At 68.0% G+C, this 16370-nt stretch carries 14 protein-coding genes and 1 pseudogene; 11 read left to right on the top strand and 4 right to left on the bottom strand.

The features are described from left to right. Window positions 1–43: 43 nt before the first annotated feature. From ACXIZN_RS10535 to ACXIZN_RS10510, 6 genes and pseudogenes are all read left to right on the top strand, one after another. Window positions 44–1345, top strand: a complete 1302-nt coding sequence (locus ACXIZN_RS10535) for an ABC transporter substrate-binding protein (RefSeq protein WP_457953978.1) — start codon at window positions 44–46, stop codon at window positions 1343–1345. Between the two features lie 3 nt (window positions 1346–1348). Next, a complete protein-coding gene (locus tag ACXIZN_RS10530; protein ID WP_457953977.1) occupies window positions 1349–2329 on the top strand; it encodes a carbohydrate ABC transporter permease in 981 nt (326 codons plus the stop codon). Then, window positions 2326–3183, top strand: coding sequence for a carbohydrate ABC transporter permease (locus tag ACXIZN_RS10525; RefSeq protein WP_034323760.1), 858 nt, complete (start codon window positions 2326–2328; stop codon window positions 3181–3183). Before ACXIZN_RS10530 ends, ACXIZN_RS10525 begins: the two co-directional genes overlap by 4 nt. Continuing rightward, the gene (locus ACXIZN_RS10520) at window positions 3180–4589 is read left to right on the top strand and encodes a GH1 family beta-glucosidase (protein WP_457953975.1); all 1410 of its coding nucleotides are present in this window, start codon (window positions 3180–3182) and stop codon (window positions 4587–4589) included. The genes ACXIZN_RS10525 and ACXIZN_RS10520 overlap by 4 nt, the downstream gene beginning before the upstream one ends. A 244-nt stretch (window positions 4590–4833) precedes the next feature. After that, on the top strand, window positions 4834–6453 hold the full coding sequence (gene abc-f / locus ACXIZN_RS10515) for a ribosomal protection-like ABC-F family protein (RefSeq protein ID WP_457953974.1): 1620 nt from the start codon (window positions 4834–4836) through the stop codon (window positions 6451–6453). Window positions 6454–6801: 348 nt separating this feature from the next. Continuing rightward, a pseudogene (locus tag ACXIZN_RS10510) lies at window positions 6802–8056 on the top strand (DUF222 domain-containing protein). Window positions 8057–9179: 1123 nt separating this feature from the next. On the opposite strand, the gene ACXIZN_RS10505 reads toward ACXIZN_RS10510, so the two are convergent. Next, a complete protein-coding gene (locus ACXIZN_RS10505) occupies window positions 9180–9524 on the bottom strand; it encodes an MmcQ/YjbR family DNA-binding protein (RefSeq protein WP_457953973.1) in 345 nt (114 codons plus the stop codon). Window positions 9525–9646: 122 nt separating this feature from the next. On the opposite strand from ACXIZN_RS10505, the gene ACXIZN_RS10500 reads away from it, so the two are divergent. After that, window positions 9647–10276 (top strand): class I SAM-dependent DNA methyltransferase, encoded by a 630-nt coding sequence (locus ACXIZN_RS10500; protein WP_457953971.1) that lies wholly within the window; start codon window positions 9647–9649, stop codon window positions 10274–10276. Window positions 10277–10278: 2 nt separating this feature from the next. Next, window positions 10279–11073, top strand: coding sequence for a glycosyltransferase family 2 protein (locus ACXIZN_RS10495; RefSeq protein ID WP_457953970.1), 795 nt, complete (start codon window positions 10279–10281; stop codon window positions 11071–11073). Here the strand turns inward: ACXIZN_RS10495 and ACXIZN_RS10490 are convergent. After that, a complete protein-coding gene (locus ACXIZN_RS10490; protein WP_457953969.1) occupies window positions 10991–11587 on the bottom strand; it encodes a TetR/AcrR family transcriptional regulator in 597 nt (198 codons plus the stop codon). The two genes, ACXIZN_RS10495 and ACXIZN_RS10490, sit on opposite strands and share 83 nt — an antisense overlap. A 99-nt stretch (window positions 11588–11686) precedes the next feature. Here ACXIZN_RS10490 and ACXIZN_RS10485 point away from each other — a divergent pair, with 99 nt between their 5' ends. Further along, a complete protein-coding gene (locus tag ACXIZN_RS10485; protein WP_457953967.1) occupies window positions 11687–13069 on the top strand; it encodes a cytochrome P450 in 1383 nt (460 codons plus the stop codon). An 87-nt stretch (window positions 13070–13156) separates the two neighbouring features. After that, a complete protein-coding gene (locus tag ACXIZN_RS10480) occupies window positions 13157–13609 on the top strand; it encodes a carboxymuconolactone decarboxylase family protein (protein WP_457953966.1) in 453 nt (150 codons plus the stop codon). A gap of 5 nt (window positions 13610–13614) precedes the next feature. On the opposite strand, the gene ACXIZN_RS10475 is transcribed toward ACXIZN_RS10480, so the two are convergent. Further along, complete coding sequence (locus tag ACXIZN_RS10475; protein ID WP_457960493.1) at window positions 13615–14340, bottom strand: helix-turn-helix transcriptional regulator; 726 nt, start codon at window positions 14338–14340, stop codon at window positions 13615–13617. A 134-nt stretch (window positions 14341–14474) separates the two neighbouring features. On the opposite strand from ACXIZN_RS10475, the gene folE reads away from it, so the two are divergent. After that, window positions 14475–15071: a GTP cyclohydrolase I FolE gene (gene folE, locus ACXIZN_RS10470; protein WP_257486309.1), complete on the top strand. Its 597-nt coding sequence runs from the start codon at window positions 14475–14477 to the stop codon at window positions 15069–15071. Here the strand turns inward: folE and ACXIZN_RS10465 are convergent. Continuing rightward, on the bottom strand, window positions 15061–16299 hold the full coding sequence (locus tag ACXIZN_RS10465; RefSeq protein ID WP_457953964.1) for an MFS transporter: 1239 nt from the start codon (window positions 16297–16299) through the stop codon (window positions 15061–15063). The two genes, folE and ACXIZN_RS10465, sit on opposite strands and share 11 nt — an antisense overlap. Window positions 16300–16370 lie beyond the last annotated feature (71 nt).

Genomic DNA, 16370 nt, shown 5'->3' with positions numbered 1-16370 from the left:
TGAAAAGAGTCCACCAACCCATCGGCGCAAGGGGTTAAGAACCGTGAAGAGCATCCGGAACGGCCTGGTGCTGGCACTGGGTATCACGATGACGGCGTTCGGCCTGGCGGCGTGCGGCGGTGACGACGGCGGCGCCCCCGCCGCGTCGGACCCGAACGCGAAGGTCGAGCTGTCGCTGGCGACGTTCACCGAATTCGGCTACGAGGAGCTGATCCCCGAGTACGAACGGCTGCATCCGAACATCAAGATCACCCACCGCAAGACCGGTCAGGGCGGGCCGTACCACCAGGATCTGATCACGAAGCTGGCCGCGGGGTCCGGCCTCGCCGACGTCACCGCCGTCGAGGAAGGGCACCTGTCGAACGTTCTCGACAAGGGCTCGAAGTTCAACGACCTGACCAAGATCGGCCCGGCGGAGGCGTCGCCCGACCGCTGGCTCGGCTGGAAGTACGAAGCGGCGAAGACCAAGGACGGCAAGATCATCGGCTACGGGACGGATATCGGCCCGCTGGCGATGTGCTACCGCAAGGATATGCTCGAGGCGGCGGGGCTGCCGTCCGACCCCGAAGCGGTCAAACCGCTGTTCGCGACCTGGGACAGCTACTTCGCCGCCGGTGACCAGTACGTCGCCAAGACCGGCGGGAAGGCGTGGTTCGACTCGGCCGCGCAGAACTTCAACTCCATGGTCAACCAGCTCCCCACCGGGTACATCGGCAACGACGACAAGCCGACGCTGGAATCGAACCAGGGCATCAAGGAAGCCTGGACCAAGGTGACCGGCGCCGTCGCGAAAGGACAGTCGGCCAAGCTGACCGCGTTCAGCAACGAGTGGAACTCCGGTTTCAAACAGGGCGCGTTCGCCACGAAGGTGTGCCCCGCGTGGATGCTCGGCGTGATCGAGGAGCACTCCGGCCCCGAGAACGCCGGCAAGTGGGCGGTCACCGCGGCCTTCCCCGGTGGCGGCGGGAACTGGGGCGGCTCGTATCTGACCGTGCCCACGCAGTCGAAGCACCCGAAGGAGGCTGCGGAACTCGCCGCCTGGCTGACCGCGCCCGAGCAGCAGATCAAGGCGTTCAAGGCGAAGGGCACCTTCCCCAGCCAGGTCAAGGCGCTGGAGGACCAGGCGCTGCTGAGCGAGACCGACGCCTACTTCGGCGGCGCCAAGATCGGCCAGCTGTTCGCCGAGCAGGCGAAGAAGGTCGCGAAGCCCCAGTACAAGGGCCCCGGTGACGGCCAGATCCAGGAGAACGCGTCGAGCCCGGCGCTGCAGGCCGTCGAACAGGGCAAGTCCGCGGACGAGGGCTGGACGCAACTGCTCGACGCCGCGAAGAAGATCACGCGCTGACCGATGACCGTCGTCGACAAGGTCGCGCCGGACGAGGAGAAGGCCGGGGTGCGCACGTCGCCCCGGCCCACCCTCCGCCATCGGCTGAGCCGGTGGGACGTCAAGGTCTCGCCGTACCTCTACATCGCCCCTTTCTTCGTCGTGTTCGGGATCGTCGGGCTGTTCCCGCTGCTCTACACGGCGTACGTCTCCCTGTTCAGCTGGGAGGCGGGTGACGACAACCCCGTCTTCATCGGGCTGGACAACTTCAAGGAGCTGTTCGCCGACACCCAGTTCTGGAACGCGCTCGAGAACACGGTCAGCATCTTCCTGCTCTCCAGCGTTCCGCAGCTGATCATCGCGGTGCTCCTGGCGGCGCTGCTCAGCGCCAGGCTCCGTGGGGCGACCGGCTGGCGCGTCGGCGTCCTGCTCCCCTACGCCGCCAGTCTGGTGGCGCTCGGGATCATCTTCGCGAACCTGTTCGGGCCGAAGTACGGGCTGGTCAACGGCCTGCTGCAGACGATCGGGCTGGATCCGGTCGACTGGCAGGCCGGCCGGTTCAGCAGTCACGCCGCGATCGCGATCATGGTGAACTGGCGCTGGACCGGGTACAACGCGCTGATCGTGCTCGCGGCGATGCAGGCCATCCCGAAGGAACTGCACGAGGCCGCGCTGATCGACGGGGCGGGCGCCGCACGCCGGTTCTTCAGCATCACGCTCCCCTTGCTGAAGCCGACGCTGATCTTCGTCACGATCACCTCGACGATCGGCGGCCTGCAGATCTTCACCGAGCCCAAGCTGTTCGACGCGATGCCCGGGTCGAACAATGGTGGTTCGTCCAACCAGTTCCAGACCGTGACGCTGTACCTGTACCAAACGGCCTTCGAGAACTACGAACTCGGTTATGCCTCGGCGATCGCGTGGGTGCTGTTCGTGATCATCGTGCTGATCGCGCTGGTGAACTTCTTCCTCACCGGCAGGCTCACGGCGGTGAAGAAGAAATGACGGTTATCCACAGTGGACTCAAGCGAGGCGTTTCGGCGCTGGGCAAGCCGCGCAGGGCGACGTATGTCGTGCTCACGATCTTCGTGCTGGGCTCGCTCTTCCCGTTCTACTGGTCGTTCCTGGTCGCCAGCCGGGACAGCGGGATGCTCACCGAACGGGTCCCGCCCTTCCTGCCCGGCGGGAACTTCTTCGCCAACGCGGCGAGGGTGTTCGACACGGTGCCGTTCTGGAAGGCGCTCGCGAACAGCCTGATCGTGTCCGGCACGGTCACCCTCACCACGGTGCTGTTCTCGTCGCTGGCCGGGTTCGCCTTCGCCAAACTGCGGTTCCGCGGGCGGAACGGCTTGTTCGTGTTCATCGTGATCACCCTCGCCGTACCGACCCAGCTCGGCATCATCCCGCTGTTCATGGCGATGTCGGAGTTCGGCTGGGCGGGCGGGTTGCAGTCGGTGATCGTGCCCAATCTGGTGACGGCGTTCGGTGTCTTCTGGATGCGTCAGTACACAGTGGACGCCGTGCCGTACGAACTGATCGAGGCGGCGCGGGTCGACGGCTGCAGCATGATCCGGATCTTCTGGAACGTCTGCCTGCCCGCGGTCCGCCCGGCGGCGGCGATCCTGGCGATGTTCACGTTCATGACGTCGTGGAACGACTTCCTGTGGCCGCTCGTGGTGCTGGATGCCGGCAACCCCACCGTCCAGCTGGCTCTGGAGAAGCTGCAGAGCGGCTACTACGTCGACTATTCGCTGGTGCTGGCCGGAACGACCCTGGCCACCATCCCGATCCTCATCGTCTTCCTCCTCCTCGGCCGTCAGATCGTGGCCGGGATCATGCAAGGTGCCGTGAAAGGGTGACCATGTCCGCTCATCCCGACAGTGTCCGGGCGAAGACCGCGCTGCTGTTCCCGCCTGGATTCGTGTGGGGCGCCGCCACCGCCGCCTTCCAGGTCGAAGGGGCGACGACCGCCGACGGCCGGACCGACTCGATCTGGGACGTCTTCGCCCGCCGCCCCGGCGCCGTCGTCGACGGCGACACCGGGGAGCCGGGCGCCGATCACTACCGGCGCTACGCCGAAGACGTCGACCTCATGCGGCGGCTCGGGCTCGGCGCGTACCGCTTCTCCCTGTCGTGGCCGCGGATCCGGCCCGACGGCGGCGCTCCGAATCCCCGGGGTCTCGCGTTCTACGACCGGCTCGTCGACAACCTGCTCGAAGCCGGAGTGGAGCCGTGGGCGACGCTGTATCACTGGGATCTCCCCCAGTCGCTGGAAGACGACGGCGGCTGGGCGGCGCGCGAGACCGCCTTCCGGTTCGCCGAATACGCGGAAACGGTCGTGGCGCGCCTGGGTGACCGGGTGCCGCGCTGGTCCACCCTGAACGAGCCGTGGTGCGCCGCGATGCTGGGTTACGCGCGCGGGATCCACGCGCCCGGCAGGCAGGAACCCCGCGCCGCCGTCGCGGCCGCGCACCACCTGCTGCTCGGACACGGGCTGGCGATGGACGTCCTGCGGCGGCACGCGCCGGCCGCGTCATCGGGGATCACGCTGAACCTGTACCCGGTGTCGGCGGTCGATCCGTCGTCCACGGTGGACTCCGAAGCCGCGCGCCGGATCGACGGCCTGCAGAACCGGCTGTTCCTGGACCCGGTGCTCCGGGGCTCCTACCCCGAAGATCTGCTGACCGACCTGGCGCCGCTAGGCATCGGAGAGCTGGTGCGGGACGGCGACCTCGCGACCATCGCCGCTCCGATCGACTGGCTGGGCATCAACTACTACCGCGGCTACCAGGTCGCGGGCACCCCGATGCCCGGCAGCGAACCGGCGGGTGCCGACTGGCTCGGCTCCCCCGACGTCCATTTCGTGCCCGATGAAGCCGCGCCCCGCACCGACTCCGGCTGGGAGGTCCAGCCCTCGCGGCTCACCGAGTGCCTCCTACAGGTCCATCGCGACTATCGGCCGATCCCGTTGTACATCACCGAAAACGGCGCGTCCTATCCGGACGCGTTGATCGGCGGGGCCATCGCGGACACCGACCGGATCGCCTTCCTGGACTCGCATCTGCGCGCCGCGTACGAGGCGATCGAGGCGGGCGTCGACCTGCGCGGCTACTTCTACTGGTCATTGCTCGACAACTTCGAATGGGCCGAGGGGTACGGCAAGCGGTTCGGGCTCGTCCACGTCGATTACGCGACGCAGCGGCGGACGCCGAAACAGAGCGCGCTCTGGTACGCCCGGGCGATCAGTCTCAACGGGCTGAGCTGACGGCATCGCCGTCACCCGCCGGGATTGCGGTGGCCGCATCCCGGCGGGTCTTGTTATCGTGGATACGGACCTGATCAACGAGCAGTGGAGACCAGACGTGGCAGGTGAAGACGACATCTCCGGGTGAGCCGGAGCAGGCAGGCCACCGGCGTCGACGCCGAGGTGGCCTCTTTGTCGTCACCTCAAGCCACGTCCACCGCGGTGCGGCCTCAAGGCGCCCGCTGTCTTCCACGAGGTCATTTCCATGTCAGACGCCTTCGTCGTCGTGTCCGCCCTCTCCTTCTCCTGGCCGGACGACACCCCGGTCTTCGGCGACCTGTCCTTCACCGTGCCCGGTGGCCGCACCGGACTGGTCGCGCCGAACGGGGCGGGCAAGAGCACGCTCCTCAAACTGATCGCCGGCGAACTGCGTCCGACGTCCGGGTCCGTCTCCGCCCAGGGCGTGCTCGGCTACCTGCCGCAGTCGCTGCCGCTCACCGCCGACCTGACCGTGGCCGAGGTGCTGGGCATCGCGCCGCAGCTCGCGGCGCTGAGCGCGATCGAGTCCGGCGACGCGAGCGAAGAGCACTTCACCACCATCGGGACCGACTGGGACATCGAGGAACGCATCCGCGCCCAGCTCGACCGGCTCGGCCTCGACGGCATCTCGCTGGACCGGAGCCTGCGCACGTTGAGCGGCGGGCAGATCATCTCCCTCGGCCTGGCCGCGCAGTTGCTGAAGCGGCCGGACATCCTGCTGCTGGACGAGCCGACCAACAACCTCGACCTCGACGCCCGCCGCAAGCTCTACGGGGTGCTCGAAGACTGGTCCGGCTGCCTGCTGCTGGTGAGTCACGACCGGGAACTGCTCGACCGGATGGACCGGATCGCCGAACTCGACCGAGGCGATCTCCGGTACCACGGCGGGAACTTCAGCCAGTACGAAGCGGCGGTCAAGGCCGAGCAAGAGGCCGCCGAGCGCAACGTCCGCAGCGCCGAACAAGAGGTCAAGCGGGAGAAGCGGGAGATGCAGCAGGCCCGCGAGCGGGCGGCGCGCCGCGCGGGCAACGCCGCCAGGAACCTCGGCAACGCCGGCCTGCCGAAGATCTTCGCCGGCACCATGAAACGCAACGCCCAGGAGTCCGCGGGCAAGGCGAACGAGACGCACGCCGCCCGGGTCAGCGAGGCGAAGAGCCGGCTGGACGAGGCCGAACGCTCACTCCGCGACGACCAGAAGATCGCGCTGATCCTGCCGGGCACCAACGTCCCCGCCGGGCGCACGATGTTCCAGGGCGAGCACATCCAAGTCCGCTACGGCGACCGGAACGTCTTCGCGGGCGACGGCGTCGACCTGACGATCCGCGGCCCCGAACGGATCGCGCTGACCGGCGGGAACGGCACCGGCAAGTCGACCCTCTTGCGGGTGCTCAAGGGAGACCTCACGCCGGACAGCGGCGTGGTGAAACGCGCCGAAGGCCGGATCGCGTACCTCTCCCAGCGGCTCGACCTGCTGGACCTCGACCGGACGATCGCCGAGAACTTCGCCGCGTTCGCCCCGAGCCTCCCCGAATCGCAACGGATGACCCTGCTCGCACGCTTCCTGTTCCGAGGCGCGCGAAGCCAGCTTCCCGTCGGCGTGCTCTCCGGAGGCGAACGTCTGCGAGCGACCCTGGCGTGCGTCTTGTTCGCCGAACCCGCGCCGCAACTCCTGCTGCTCGACGAGCCGACCAACAACCTCGACCTGGTCAGCGTCGGGCAGTTGGAGAGCGCGCTGGGGGCGTATCAAGGGGCTTTCGTGGTCGTGAGCCACGACGAGCGGTTCCTCCGGGAGATCAAGGTGGACCGGCGGGTGCGGTTGACCGATGGAGCGCTCGTGGAGTCCTGAGGCTCGCGTTCCCTCTCACACCGGATCTGCTCGTGTCTTGAGGCGTTTCCTTGGCTGCGCGAGCAGGTCCGGTGTTCCGGCCTGCAGATCGGGACCCTTTCCTGCCTGCGGATCCGGCATGGCACCCGGCCGGTCACTCGAACGCAAAGATCGCGGCGAGACTCTCCTTGCTCTGCATGGGCTTCTCCCGGGACACCGCGGCTTCCTGGAATACGCGCAATTAGTCGGCTAATTGCTTTAGGGTAACCGTTGCTTCGCCACCAAATCACTCGTCAGTGTTGTTTGCACGTTTCGCTTGTTGCTTAAAATTACGAACATCTGTTCGATGACTTTCGGTATTATGGAGGCGTGTCCGAGACCTTCCTTCCTGAGTTGCCGCAGGAGTTGTGGCGTGCCGGCAAGCTGGAGCTTGCGCATGGTGTGCAGCAGTCGTTGCGGGTGATTCGGATGGCCACCGCGGGTTTGGGGCGGTTCTTGGCGGAGGTCGAGTCTCGGGGCGCCAAGGATTTGTTCGGGTATGGCAGTACGGCGAGCTGGTTCGCGGAGTTGGCGGGGTTGTCGCGTGCTGAGGCGGGGGCGGTGGTGAAGCGGGCGGTCGCTTTGAACCCGACGCGGAACCTGGATGGCACCGAAGCCCCGGCCGTGGCACCCGAGACGGCCGCGGTCGCCGCGGAGGGGCTGGTCGGGGATGAACGGATCGACCAGATCCTGGAGATCTTGAAGAGACTCCCTGCCGACACCTCCGCCGAGGATCGGGCGGTCGCGGAGAAGATCCTCGCCGACCTGGCCCCGACCGCCGGTCCGCAGCAGCTCGCCAAGGCCGAAGCGAACCTCCTGGGGGTGGCTGGACCCCGACGGCACCGAACCCCAAGACCCCGAACCCAAACAACCACGCCGGGAACTCACCCTGGAGCGCCGCAGGGACGGCTTCTGGAAACTCACCGGGCTGCTCGATGACGAGACCGGCGCCCGCACCGCCGCCGCACTCGAGGCCTACGCCCAGCCGCGGCCGGTCGACGAGTTCGGCCAAGCCGACCTGCGGATGAAATGCGAACGCCTGGGCGACGCCTGGGCCGAACTCCTCGACCTAGCCATCGCGTGCCCGGACCAGCCGGGCACCAGCGGCTACCGGACCTTGGTGCACGTCACCATCGGACTCGACGAGCTGAAATCCGGCCTCGGCACCGCCTGTCTCGACTTCGTCGGAACGATGACCGCGAGGGAAGCCCGCCTGGCCGCCTGCGACTGCCTGATGCTGCCGGTCGTGATGAGCGCGGCCGGAGAACCCCTCGACGTGGGCCGGCTACGACGGTTCGTCACCCCAGGGCAAAGGCGCGCGTTGAACATCCGCGATGGCGGTTGCGCCTTTCCTGGCTGCCATCGGAAGCCGAAGAACTGTCACGCCCATCATATTGAGCACTGGGTGGACGGCGGGCCGACGGATCTTCGGAATCTGGTGCTGTTGTGCGGGTTCCACCATCGGCTGATTCATCACGGTGACTGGGAAGTCCGGATGGCGGCTGATGGGTTACCCGAGTTCGTCCCGCCCCAATATCGGGATCCGCTCCGACAACCCCGGCGCAACACCCTGCACCGCGTCTGAGCACCGAGGAGCCCGCCGGCCACACCGGCGACGGGCCCTTCGGCATGCCCACGGGCCGCCACCCAGGTCACGCCGTTCACGGGCCCCTGCTGATCGGACGGATCACGCACGACTGTGTGGATTCGGGACATCTGACGTCCCGAAATCCACACAGTCGTGCGACAGCGGAAGACACCACTGAACCCGAGAAACCGCCAGCCGGCCCCAGCGACGGACCCTCGGCCTGACCGCCACGACGCGATCACACCCGATCCTGAGGCGGCGGTGCCGGCTAAAGCGTGACGTGCCGTTTAATCCTCCGAAGCCGGACCGTACACGCGCGCCCGCAGCCGGACGACGCTAGTTCTCCTGCCGCGACATACAACCACTCGAGCAAAGAGAGACTCCCTCCCGACATCCAAGGTCGGACAACGGCCCAAGGACCACCGCTTCGAAAGCACCGACCACGAAATAGCCCGCCGCCGGACCGGCGACGGGCGAGGGAAAAGAAAAGGTCCCGCTTCCGCTCAGCGAAGGCTGGGGGTTCCTGCGAGCAGGAAGCGGGAGTTTGTGGCCGGTACGGGGGCCGCCTCTCGGCGAAAGGCTCAACACGGCTCCGGCCGGACCGGTATTCCGTGAAGGCGAAGGGTGAGGCCCGGGGGCACCATCCGTACCGACACTCTCTACAACGCACCACCGTTCGAAATGTTCCCCGGCGCCGATCCCGAATAGGTGTGACCCGCGTCTACACTCGAATGCGCCAAAACGTCCGCCTCCGCTCAGCGAAGGCCTGGGGGTTACCTGCGAGCGGAAGCGAACATTTGTCATAACGCGGCGACACACCGAAATGTTCCCATCGAGCGAGTGACCTGGGTCAAGCCGAAAACCGCCGGACGAAAAAGACCCGCTCCCGCTCAGCGAAGGTCTGGGGGTCACCTGCGAGCGGAAGCGGGAGCGAAGGCCGATACGGTGGGCCGCCTCTCGGCGAAATGCACGACATGGCTCCGGCCGGACCGGTATTCCATGAAGGCGGAGGTTGAGGCCCGGGGGCACCATCCGTACCGACATCCTCTACAACGCCACGGCCCGGAAAACGTTCCCCGCGAAAGAAGTGACGCGCGTCAACACCCGAATGCGGTAACCCTCAGCAGGGCGGCGGAACCTGATCGACCAGTTCTTCGGGAGCGGACAGCCGCCATGCCTCGTAGACCAATTCGTTCAGCTCGTCGGATTCGATGCCGTCGAGGTACACCACGACCCAGCCGAATCCCCCGGCCGTGAACTGCACCTCGAAGACGTCCGGCCGCTCGGCCACGAGGGCTTCCTGTTCCGAGAGCGTCTGCTTCAGGCCGACGGTCTGGGTCCGCGGCCAGTAGTAGCCGAACCGCTTCCCGCGCACACTGAACGACTCCCACTCCTTCGCGTCGGATCGCTCGACCTCGGCGAGCGTCTTCAGCATCCGGTGGAACTCGTCACTCGACACGCTCATCGTGAACCCCAAACCCCAGTAACTCCGTCGGCTCCAGTCTAGGGGCCCAGGCCGCCCGTCCTTTGAGGACGTCGATCGGTAGATTCGACAAGGGAGATCCACTCGATCCGGGGAGCTGTGCGATGGACCGTCCGGCCACGGCGGCGGAGTTGTTCGACGCCATCGGTTCCGCCTACGAAGACGTCTTCGGGCGGGCGCCGGTGGTCGACAGGGCGGTGCGGCAGCTGCTGGACGGCCTGCCGCCGTCATCGAGGGTGCTCGACCTCGGCAGCGGCACCGGCAGGCCGGTGGCCGAGGAGCTGTCCGCCGCGGGCCACCGGGTGACCGGGCTCGACGTGTCGCCGGTGATGGTCGAGCTCGCGCGTGAGCAGGTTCCCGCCGCCACCTTCGTCCACGCCGACGTGCGTGACTGGACCTCGCCGCCCGGGTCGTGGGAGGCCGTCTGCGCCTTCTTCCCGTTCCTCCAGATGCCACGCAAGGACACCGAAGCCGTGCTCGCCGACATAGCGCGCTGGCTGGTACCGGGCGGGCTCTTCGCGCTCGTCACCGTTCCGCGTGACGCCGAGGACGCGCCCGCGGAGTTCTTCGGCCGCACCTTCCGCGTGACCAGTTTCGCCCCGGACGACCTCGTCCGGCGGGTCGAGGCGGCCGGGATGGAGGTCACCGGCACCCATACGGAGGTCTTCACCGCGGACGAACCGGGGACACCGCCGGAGGAACACCTCCTGATCACGGCTCGTCGCCCGGCCTGATCATGCGCGTCGTCAGCGTGATCACCCCGGTCCACCCGCCGAGCCTGCCGTATCTGGCCGAGGCCTACGAATCCCTCGCCGCGCAGGAACTCCCGCCGGGGTGGGCCTGGGAATGGCTGGTACAGGAGGACGGTGAGACCGGTCTGCTCGACGGCGTCCTCCCGGCGGACGAGCGCGTACTGCCCGGCTCGGGGCGGCGGGGCGGCCCCGGGGTCGCACGGATGCTGGCCTTGTCGCGCTCCACCGGCGAGCTGATCAAGGCACTCGACGCGGACGACCTCTTGGCACCCGGCGCGCTCGCGCGGGACATCGCGGCGCTGGAGGATCCCGAGGTCGGCTGGACGACCTGCCGGGTGCTCGACCTCTTTCCCGACGGGACCACGGCCGGCGTCGACAGCGACCCGGACGAGGGAAGGATCGAGCGCGGCGCGATCCTGCGCCACTGGCGGCGCAACGGGTACGTGTCGTCGGTGGTGGCCGGGACGCTGTGCATCCGGCGTGAGCTGTTGCTGGAGCTCGGCGGCTGGATGGCGTTGCCCGCGTCGGAGGACACCGGGCTGGTCCTCGCCGCGAACGCCTGCTCCGACGGCTACTTCGTCTCCACGTGCGGCATGTTCTACCGGAAGTGGGCCGGTCAGGTCACCCGGTCCGCGGCGCACAACGACGACGGCGAGCGGCTCGCGCGGATGAAGCTGATCGAGGAGCGCGCCGAGGTCATGCTGGCACGTCGACGAGGTCGAGCAACGCCTTCGCGCACAGATCCCGGATCTGGTCCCGGGTCAGCTTCCGGTACTTGAGCCAGTCGAGGCAGACCGCGACGACGAAGGCCAGCCACCCGCGGACGAGCACCCGCAGGGTCTCCGGCGGCTCGCCGTCCGGGCACAGCACCTCCAGGATCCGGCGTCCCTGCTCGGCGAAGTTGTTGTCCAGGACTTCGCGCACGCCGTCGACGGCGATCGACGTGCCCGAGTGCAGCGCCCGGTAGCCGTCCTCGTTGGCTTCGACGTAGCGCAGGTACGCGTCGAGGCCTGCGGTCAACTGTTCCGCGACGGGGAGCGTGGGATCGGACTTGGTCATCTCGAGCAGGCGTTCGCCCTGCGCCTTGATGACCTCGGTGACGAAGTCCCGTTTGGTCGGGAAGTAGTGGTACAGCAGCCCCCGGGACACCTCGGCGATATCCGCGACCTGCTCGATCCACACGTCGTCGTACGGCCGCTCCGCGAACAGGCGGGCGCCGATCCGCAGCAGCTGTTCCCGTCGCTCGGCGGTGCTCAGCCTGCTGCGGGGTTTCCCGGAGGTACTCGGCGCCATCTGGGCATCGTACTTACTTGACACGAGTTCAGTAACAGGCCAGGCTCGCTATTGGATGCCGGTTCAACAGTGCTCACAGTGCTCATCAGGAGGGGCTCGATGGCCACCGCTCTCCCCCATCCCCCGCGACGGATCCCGCTGATCGGCGACGTGCTCGGCGTATCGCCGAAGACGCCGGTCCAGGACTCGATGCGGCACGCGGCCGAGCTGGGCCCCGTCTTCGAGCGCAAGGTGTTCGGCCGGAGCATCGTGTTCGTCAACGGTGCCGAGACGGTCGCCGACCTCTCCGACGAGAAGCGCTTCGCGAAGCACGTCACGCCCGCGATTTCGAACCTGCGCCCGCTCGGCGGCGACGGTCTGTTCACCGCACACAACGAAGAGCCGAACTGGCGGCGCGCGCACGAGATCCTCGCGCCCGCGTTCAGCCGCAACGCCATGCGGCGCTACCACCCGACGATGCTGGCGATCACCCGCGAGCTGCTGGACACGTGGGACAAGGGCGGCGAGGTCGACGTCGCGGACGACATGACCAAGCTGACGCTGGAGACCATCGGCCGGACCGGATTCGGTTACAGCTTCTCTTCGTTCGAACGCGCCGAGCCGCATCCGTTCGTCGCCGCGATGGTCCGCACGCTGCGTCACGCGCAGCGGATGGCCATCCAGCCGCCGGTCATCGGACCACTCCTCAGCCGCAAGGCGAACGCGCGCAACGAAGCCGACCTGGCGTTCCTCCACTCCGTCGTCGCCGACGTCATCGAGGCGCGCCGGAACGACACGAGCACCGAAGACCTGCTCGGGCTCATGCTGAACACCACGCAGCCGAGCACCGGTGAGGCGCTGGACGAGGACAACATCCGGCACCAGATCATCACCTTCCTCGTGGCCGGGCACGAGACCACGTCGGGCGCGCTGTCGTTCGCCCTTTACTACCTCGCCAGGAATCCGGACGTCCTGGCCCGCGCACGGTCCGAAGTGGACAAGGTCTGGGGCGGGAATCCGGACCCGTCCTACGAGGAAGTCGCGAAGCTCCGTTACGTCCGGCGAGTGCTCGACGAAGCGCTCCGGCTCTGGCCGACGGCGCCCGCGTTCGCACGCCAGGCCCAGGTGGACACCGTCGTCGGCGGTGAATACCCGATGCGGAAGGGACAGTGGGCGCTGGTCCTCATCCCGGCACTGCACCGTGATCCCGTGTGGGGAGACGATCCCGAGTCGTTCGATCCGGACCGCTTCTCCCCGGAACGCAACCGTGCCCGTCCGGCGCACGTCTACAAACCCTTCGGCACCGGCGAGCGCGCCTGCATCGGGCGGCAGTTCGCCCTGCACGAGGCGACGCTGGTGCTCGGGATGCTGCTGAGCCGGTACGAGCTGCGCGGTGACCCGTCTTATCGGCTGAAGGTGCAGGAACTGCTGACCCTCAAGCCAGAGGGCTTCAAACTGGAGGTGTCGCTCCGCGACCGCGCCACGGTGTCCGCGCCCGCCTAACGCGGGGTTACGCACACCGGTCACATCTCCGTGCCGGGATCCGTCAGTGCGGTGAAAGCAAGACGGAAACCCCGAAGGAGAACGAACATGGAAACCCGCATCCCGAATCCCGCCCTCGCGAACCCCGCCACGTTGAAGGCCTTGATCGCGCTGGCGGAGTCGATCGGCGACACCGGTGTCCCGAAGACCACGCACTACCTGATGCACGTCCGCGCGAGCCAGATCAACGGATGCAGCGGCTGCCTGGAGATGCACACCAAGGAGCTGCGCAAGGCAGGCGAGTCCGACGAGCGGATCTTCACCGTGGCGGCATGGCGCGACACTGCCTACTTCACCGACGCCGAACGGGCGGCGCTCGCGCTGGCCGAGGCCATCACCCGGATCGCGGACCGGGCCGACCCGGTCGACGACGAGGTCTGGAACGAGGCGGCCCGGCACTACGACGAAGCGCAGCTGTCGAGCCTGGTCCTCTCCATCGCCGCCATCAACACCTGGAACCGGCTCAACGTCGCCACGCGGCAGATCGCCGGCGCCGCCTGATCGGCCTACTCGGCCTGCCGTAGCTCCACACAGCACTCCGCCGCGCCGGGAACGAGGGCCGCCTCCACGTTCCCGGCGCGCACGCCGTTCAGGAAACCGGCCAGGAAGGCCTGATTGATCCCGCAGACCAGCTCCGGAGCCTCGGCGGCCAGCGGATGGAACGGGCAGTTCCGCAGCCGGACACAGGTCCTGCTGTCCCGGCTCGGCTCGAAGCCGTAGCGGCGAAGCACCCCTTCGGCGACGGTGAGCGCGCGTTCCGCGCCGAGCCTGCCCGGACGGGTTCGCGCGCGTTCCTCTTCACCCGCCGCGAGACCGCGCTCCCCCGCGACCCGCAGTACCGCTTCCCGCGCTGTCTCACCGCTCCCTTCGGCGAGCACGGCCTCGGCGAGGATGCCCGCCAGGATCTCGTGCCGCCGGGCGGGAAGCTGCACCTGGATGGTCTCGTCGACGGGTTCGTAGACCTTCGGCCTGCGCCCCACCTTCACCACCGGGCCTGCCGCGAAGCCGAATCTGAGCAACCCCGCCGCCACGAGCTTGTCGAGATGGAAGGCGGCGAGCTTGCGGGAGATCCCGACCGCCGCCGCGGCTTCGTCACGCGTGACCGGCCGCCTCGCGCGCCGGGCGTAGGCGTACATGCCGCGACGGAGGTCGTCGTCGAGCGCCGCCACCGCGGCGATGGAGGGGGCGTCGAGGCCGTCCGGGTCTAGCGGGTCGGACACTGTCACGTTCACCACGATATCGCCTATCTCAACCGGCGGAACATTCTGGAGTGTCGATCTACCATGTAAGATGAGCCGCCGGGTGGCAAAACACCCAAAAGTCTTGGTTTAATCCACCGGGGGATCGGTTCAGCCTAGGAGGCCCAATGTCCACTCCTGCCTTGCGCGTCGTGCACGAATCCGGGCCGGGGCCGGACCTGGCGGCTGCCGAGACCGCGGCCGCCGATCTCCTCACCGCACTGGGCATCTCGCTGGACTCCGAGAGCCTCCGCGGCACGCCCGGCCGGATGGCGCGCGCGTACGCCGAGCTGTTCACCCCCCGGCCGTTCGATCTCACGACCTTCCCCAACGACGAGGGCTACGACGAGCTCGTGCTCGCCAGGGGGATCCCGGTCCGGTCGGTCTGCGAGCACCACCTGCTGCCGTTCGTCGGGGTCGCGCACGTGGGCTACCTGCCGGGAGACCGGATCCTCGGCCTGTCGAAGCTGGCCAGGATCGTCGAGCATTTCGCCTGCCGTCCGCAGGTTCAGGAACGGCTCACGAAACAGGTCGCCGACTGGCTCGAAGAACAGCTCGAACCGCGCGGCGTCGGCGTGGTGATCGAAGCGGAGCACTCGTGCATGACGTTGCGCGGGGTCCAGGCCGTCGGGTCGAGCACCGTCACCTCGACCCTGCTCGGCACGCTGCGCGAAGACGCTCGTTCGCGCCAGGAGTTCTTCGCGCTCACCGGGATCAACGGCTGACAGCGGGCTCTTGCGCGTAGGCCGCGGAGACGACCTCGCGATCGAACACCCGCCAGGTGAGGGCGGAAACGATCACCGCCACCACGAAACCGGCCCAGTACGGCGTCGTCAGCCCGAACTTCGACGCCACCGCCCCGCCGAGCAGCGCACCGACGCAGTTGCCGCCGGCGATGACGAACAGACTGGTACTGCCGACCCGGCCCAGCATGCCGGGCGGGGTGAGCCGCTGGCGCAGGGAACTCCCGACGATTCCCCACAGGGCGCCGTGCACCCCGAAGAGGAACAACGTCACCCCGACGACCGGCGCGCTCGTGCTCGTCGCGAGCACCAGATGGGTCCCGGCCTCGATCAGCAGCCCGATCCGCAACGTCCAGGTCGGCGTGCACCAGGCGATCAGCCGGGCGCCCATGACCGAGCCGAGCAGCCCGCCCACCGCCATGCAGGTGAAGAGCAGGCCGTACCCGACGGAACCCAGCTGGAGCCGCTCCCTCGCGAGCAGTACCAGGACCGAGGTGGCCGCGACGAGCGTCAGGTTCAGCATCCCGATCAAGCCGATCATGGTCCGCAGCAGGCGCTGGCCGGCGAGCCAGCGGAACCCCTCGGCCACTTCCGATCGCATCGACCGGCGCTCGACCGGCTCGACGGCCCGTGACCGGTACGCGCCGGCGATCAATCCGAGCAGCAGCGCGCTGACCGCGTACGTGCCGGCGTTGACGTAGAACGGGATGCTCGCCGCGACGCCGAACAGGAATCCGCTCAGCGGACCGGAAAGCATGCCGTGGGCGAGCGTCGTCCCGGCGTACAGCCGCCCGTTCGCCCGTTCCAGCAACGACTTCGGCACGATCGCGGGCAGCATCGCCCCGCTCGACGTCCGGAAGACGACCTCGCACGCGTTGATCACGAAGAGCACGGCGTACAGCAAGGCGATGCTGACGTCGCCCATCGAGATCGCGACGGCCAGCAGCGCGACGGCGGGCACGCGGATCCAGTCGAGGGTGATCATCAGCTTGCGCCGGTCCACCCGGTCGGCCAGCACTCCGCCGGGCAGCGAGAAGAGCAGCCAAGGCAGCCACGCCACCGCGAACCCGCCCGAGACCACGAGCGGCTCGTCGGTGCGGGAAGCGATCAGCAACGGCGCCGCCACCGTCGCGAGACCGCTGCCCAGCGCGGACGTCGTGCTCGCCGCCCAGAGCTTCGCGTACCTTCCGTCGAGCCTCTCCCCAGTCATGGGGCCAACGTAGCCACCGGTGACCGAGCGGATGCGGAGTTTCACCCACAGCTGAGCGACTGCCCCCTAGA

It is taken from the genome of Amycolatopsis sp. TRM77291, from assembly GCF_054166285.1.
The sequence above is the reverse complement of the archived record's forward strand: the minus strand, read 5'-3'. Positions and strand labels throughout refer to the sequence as shown.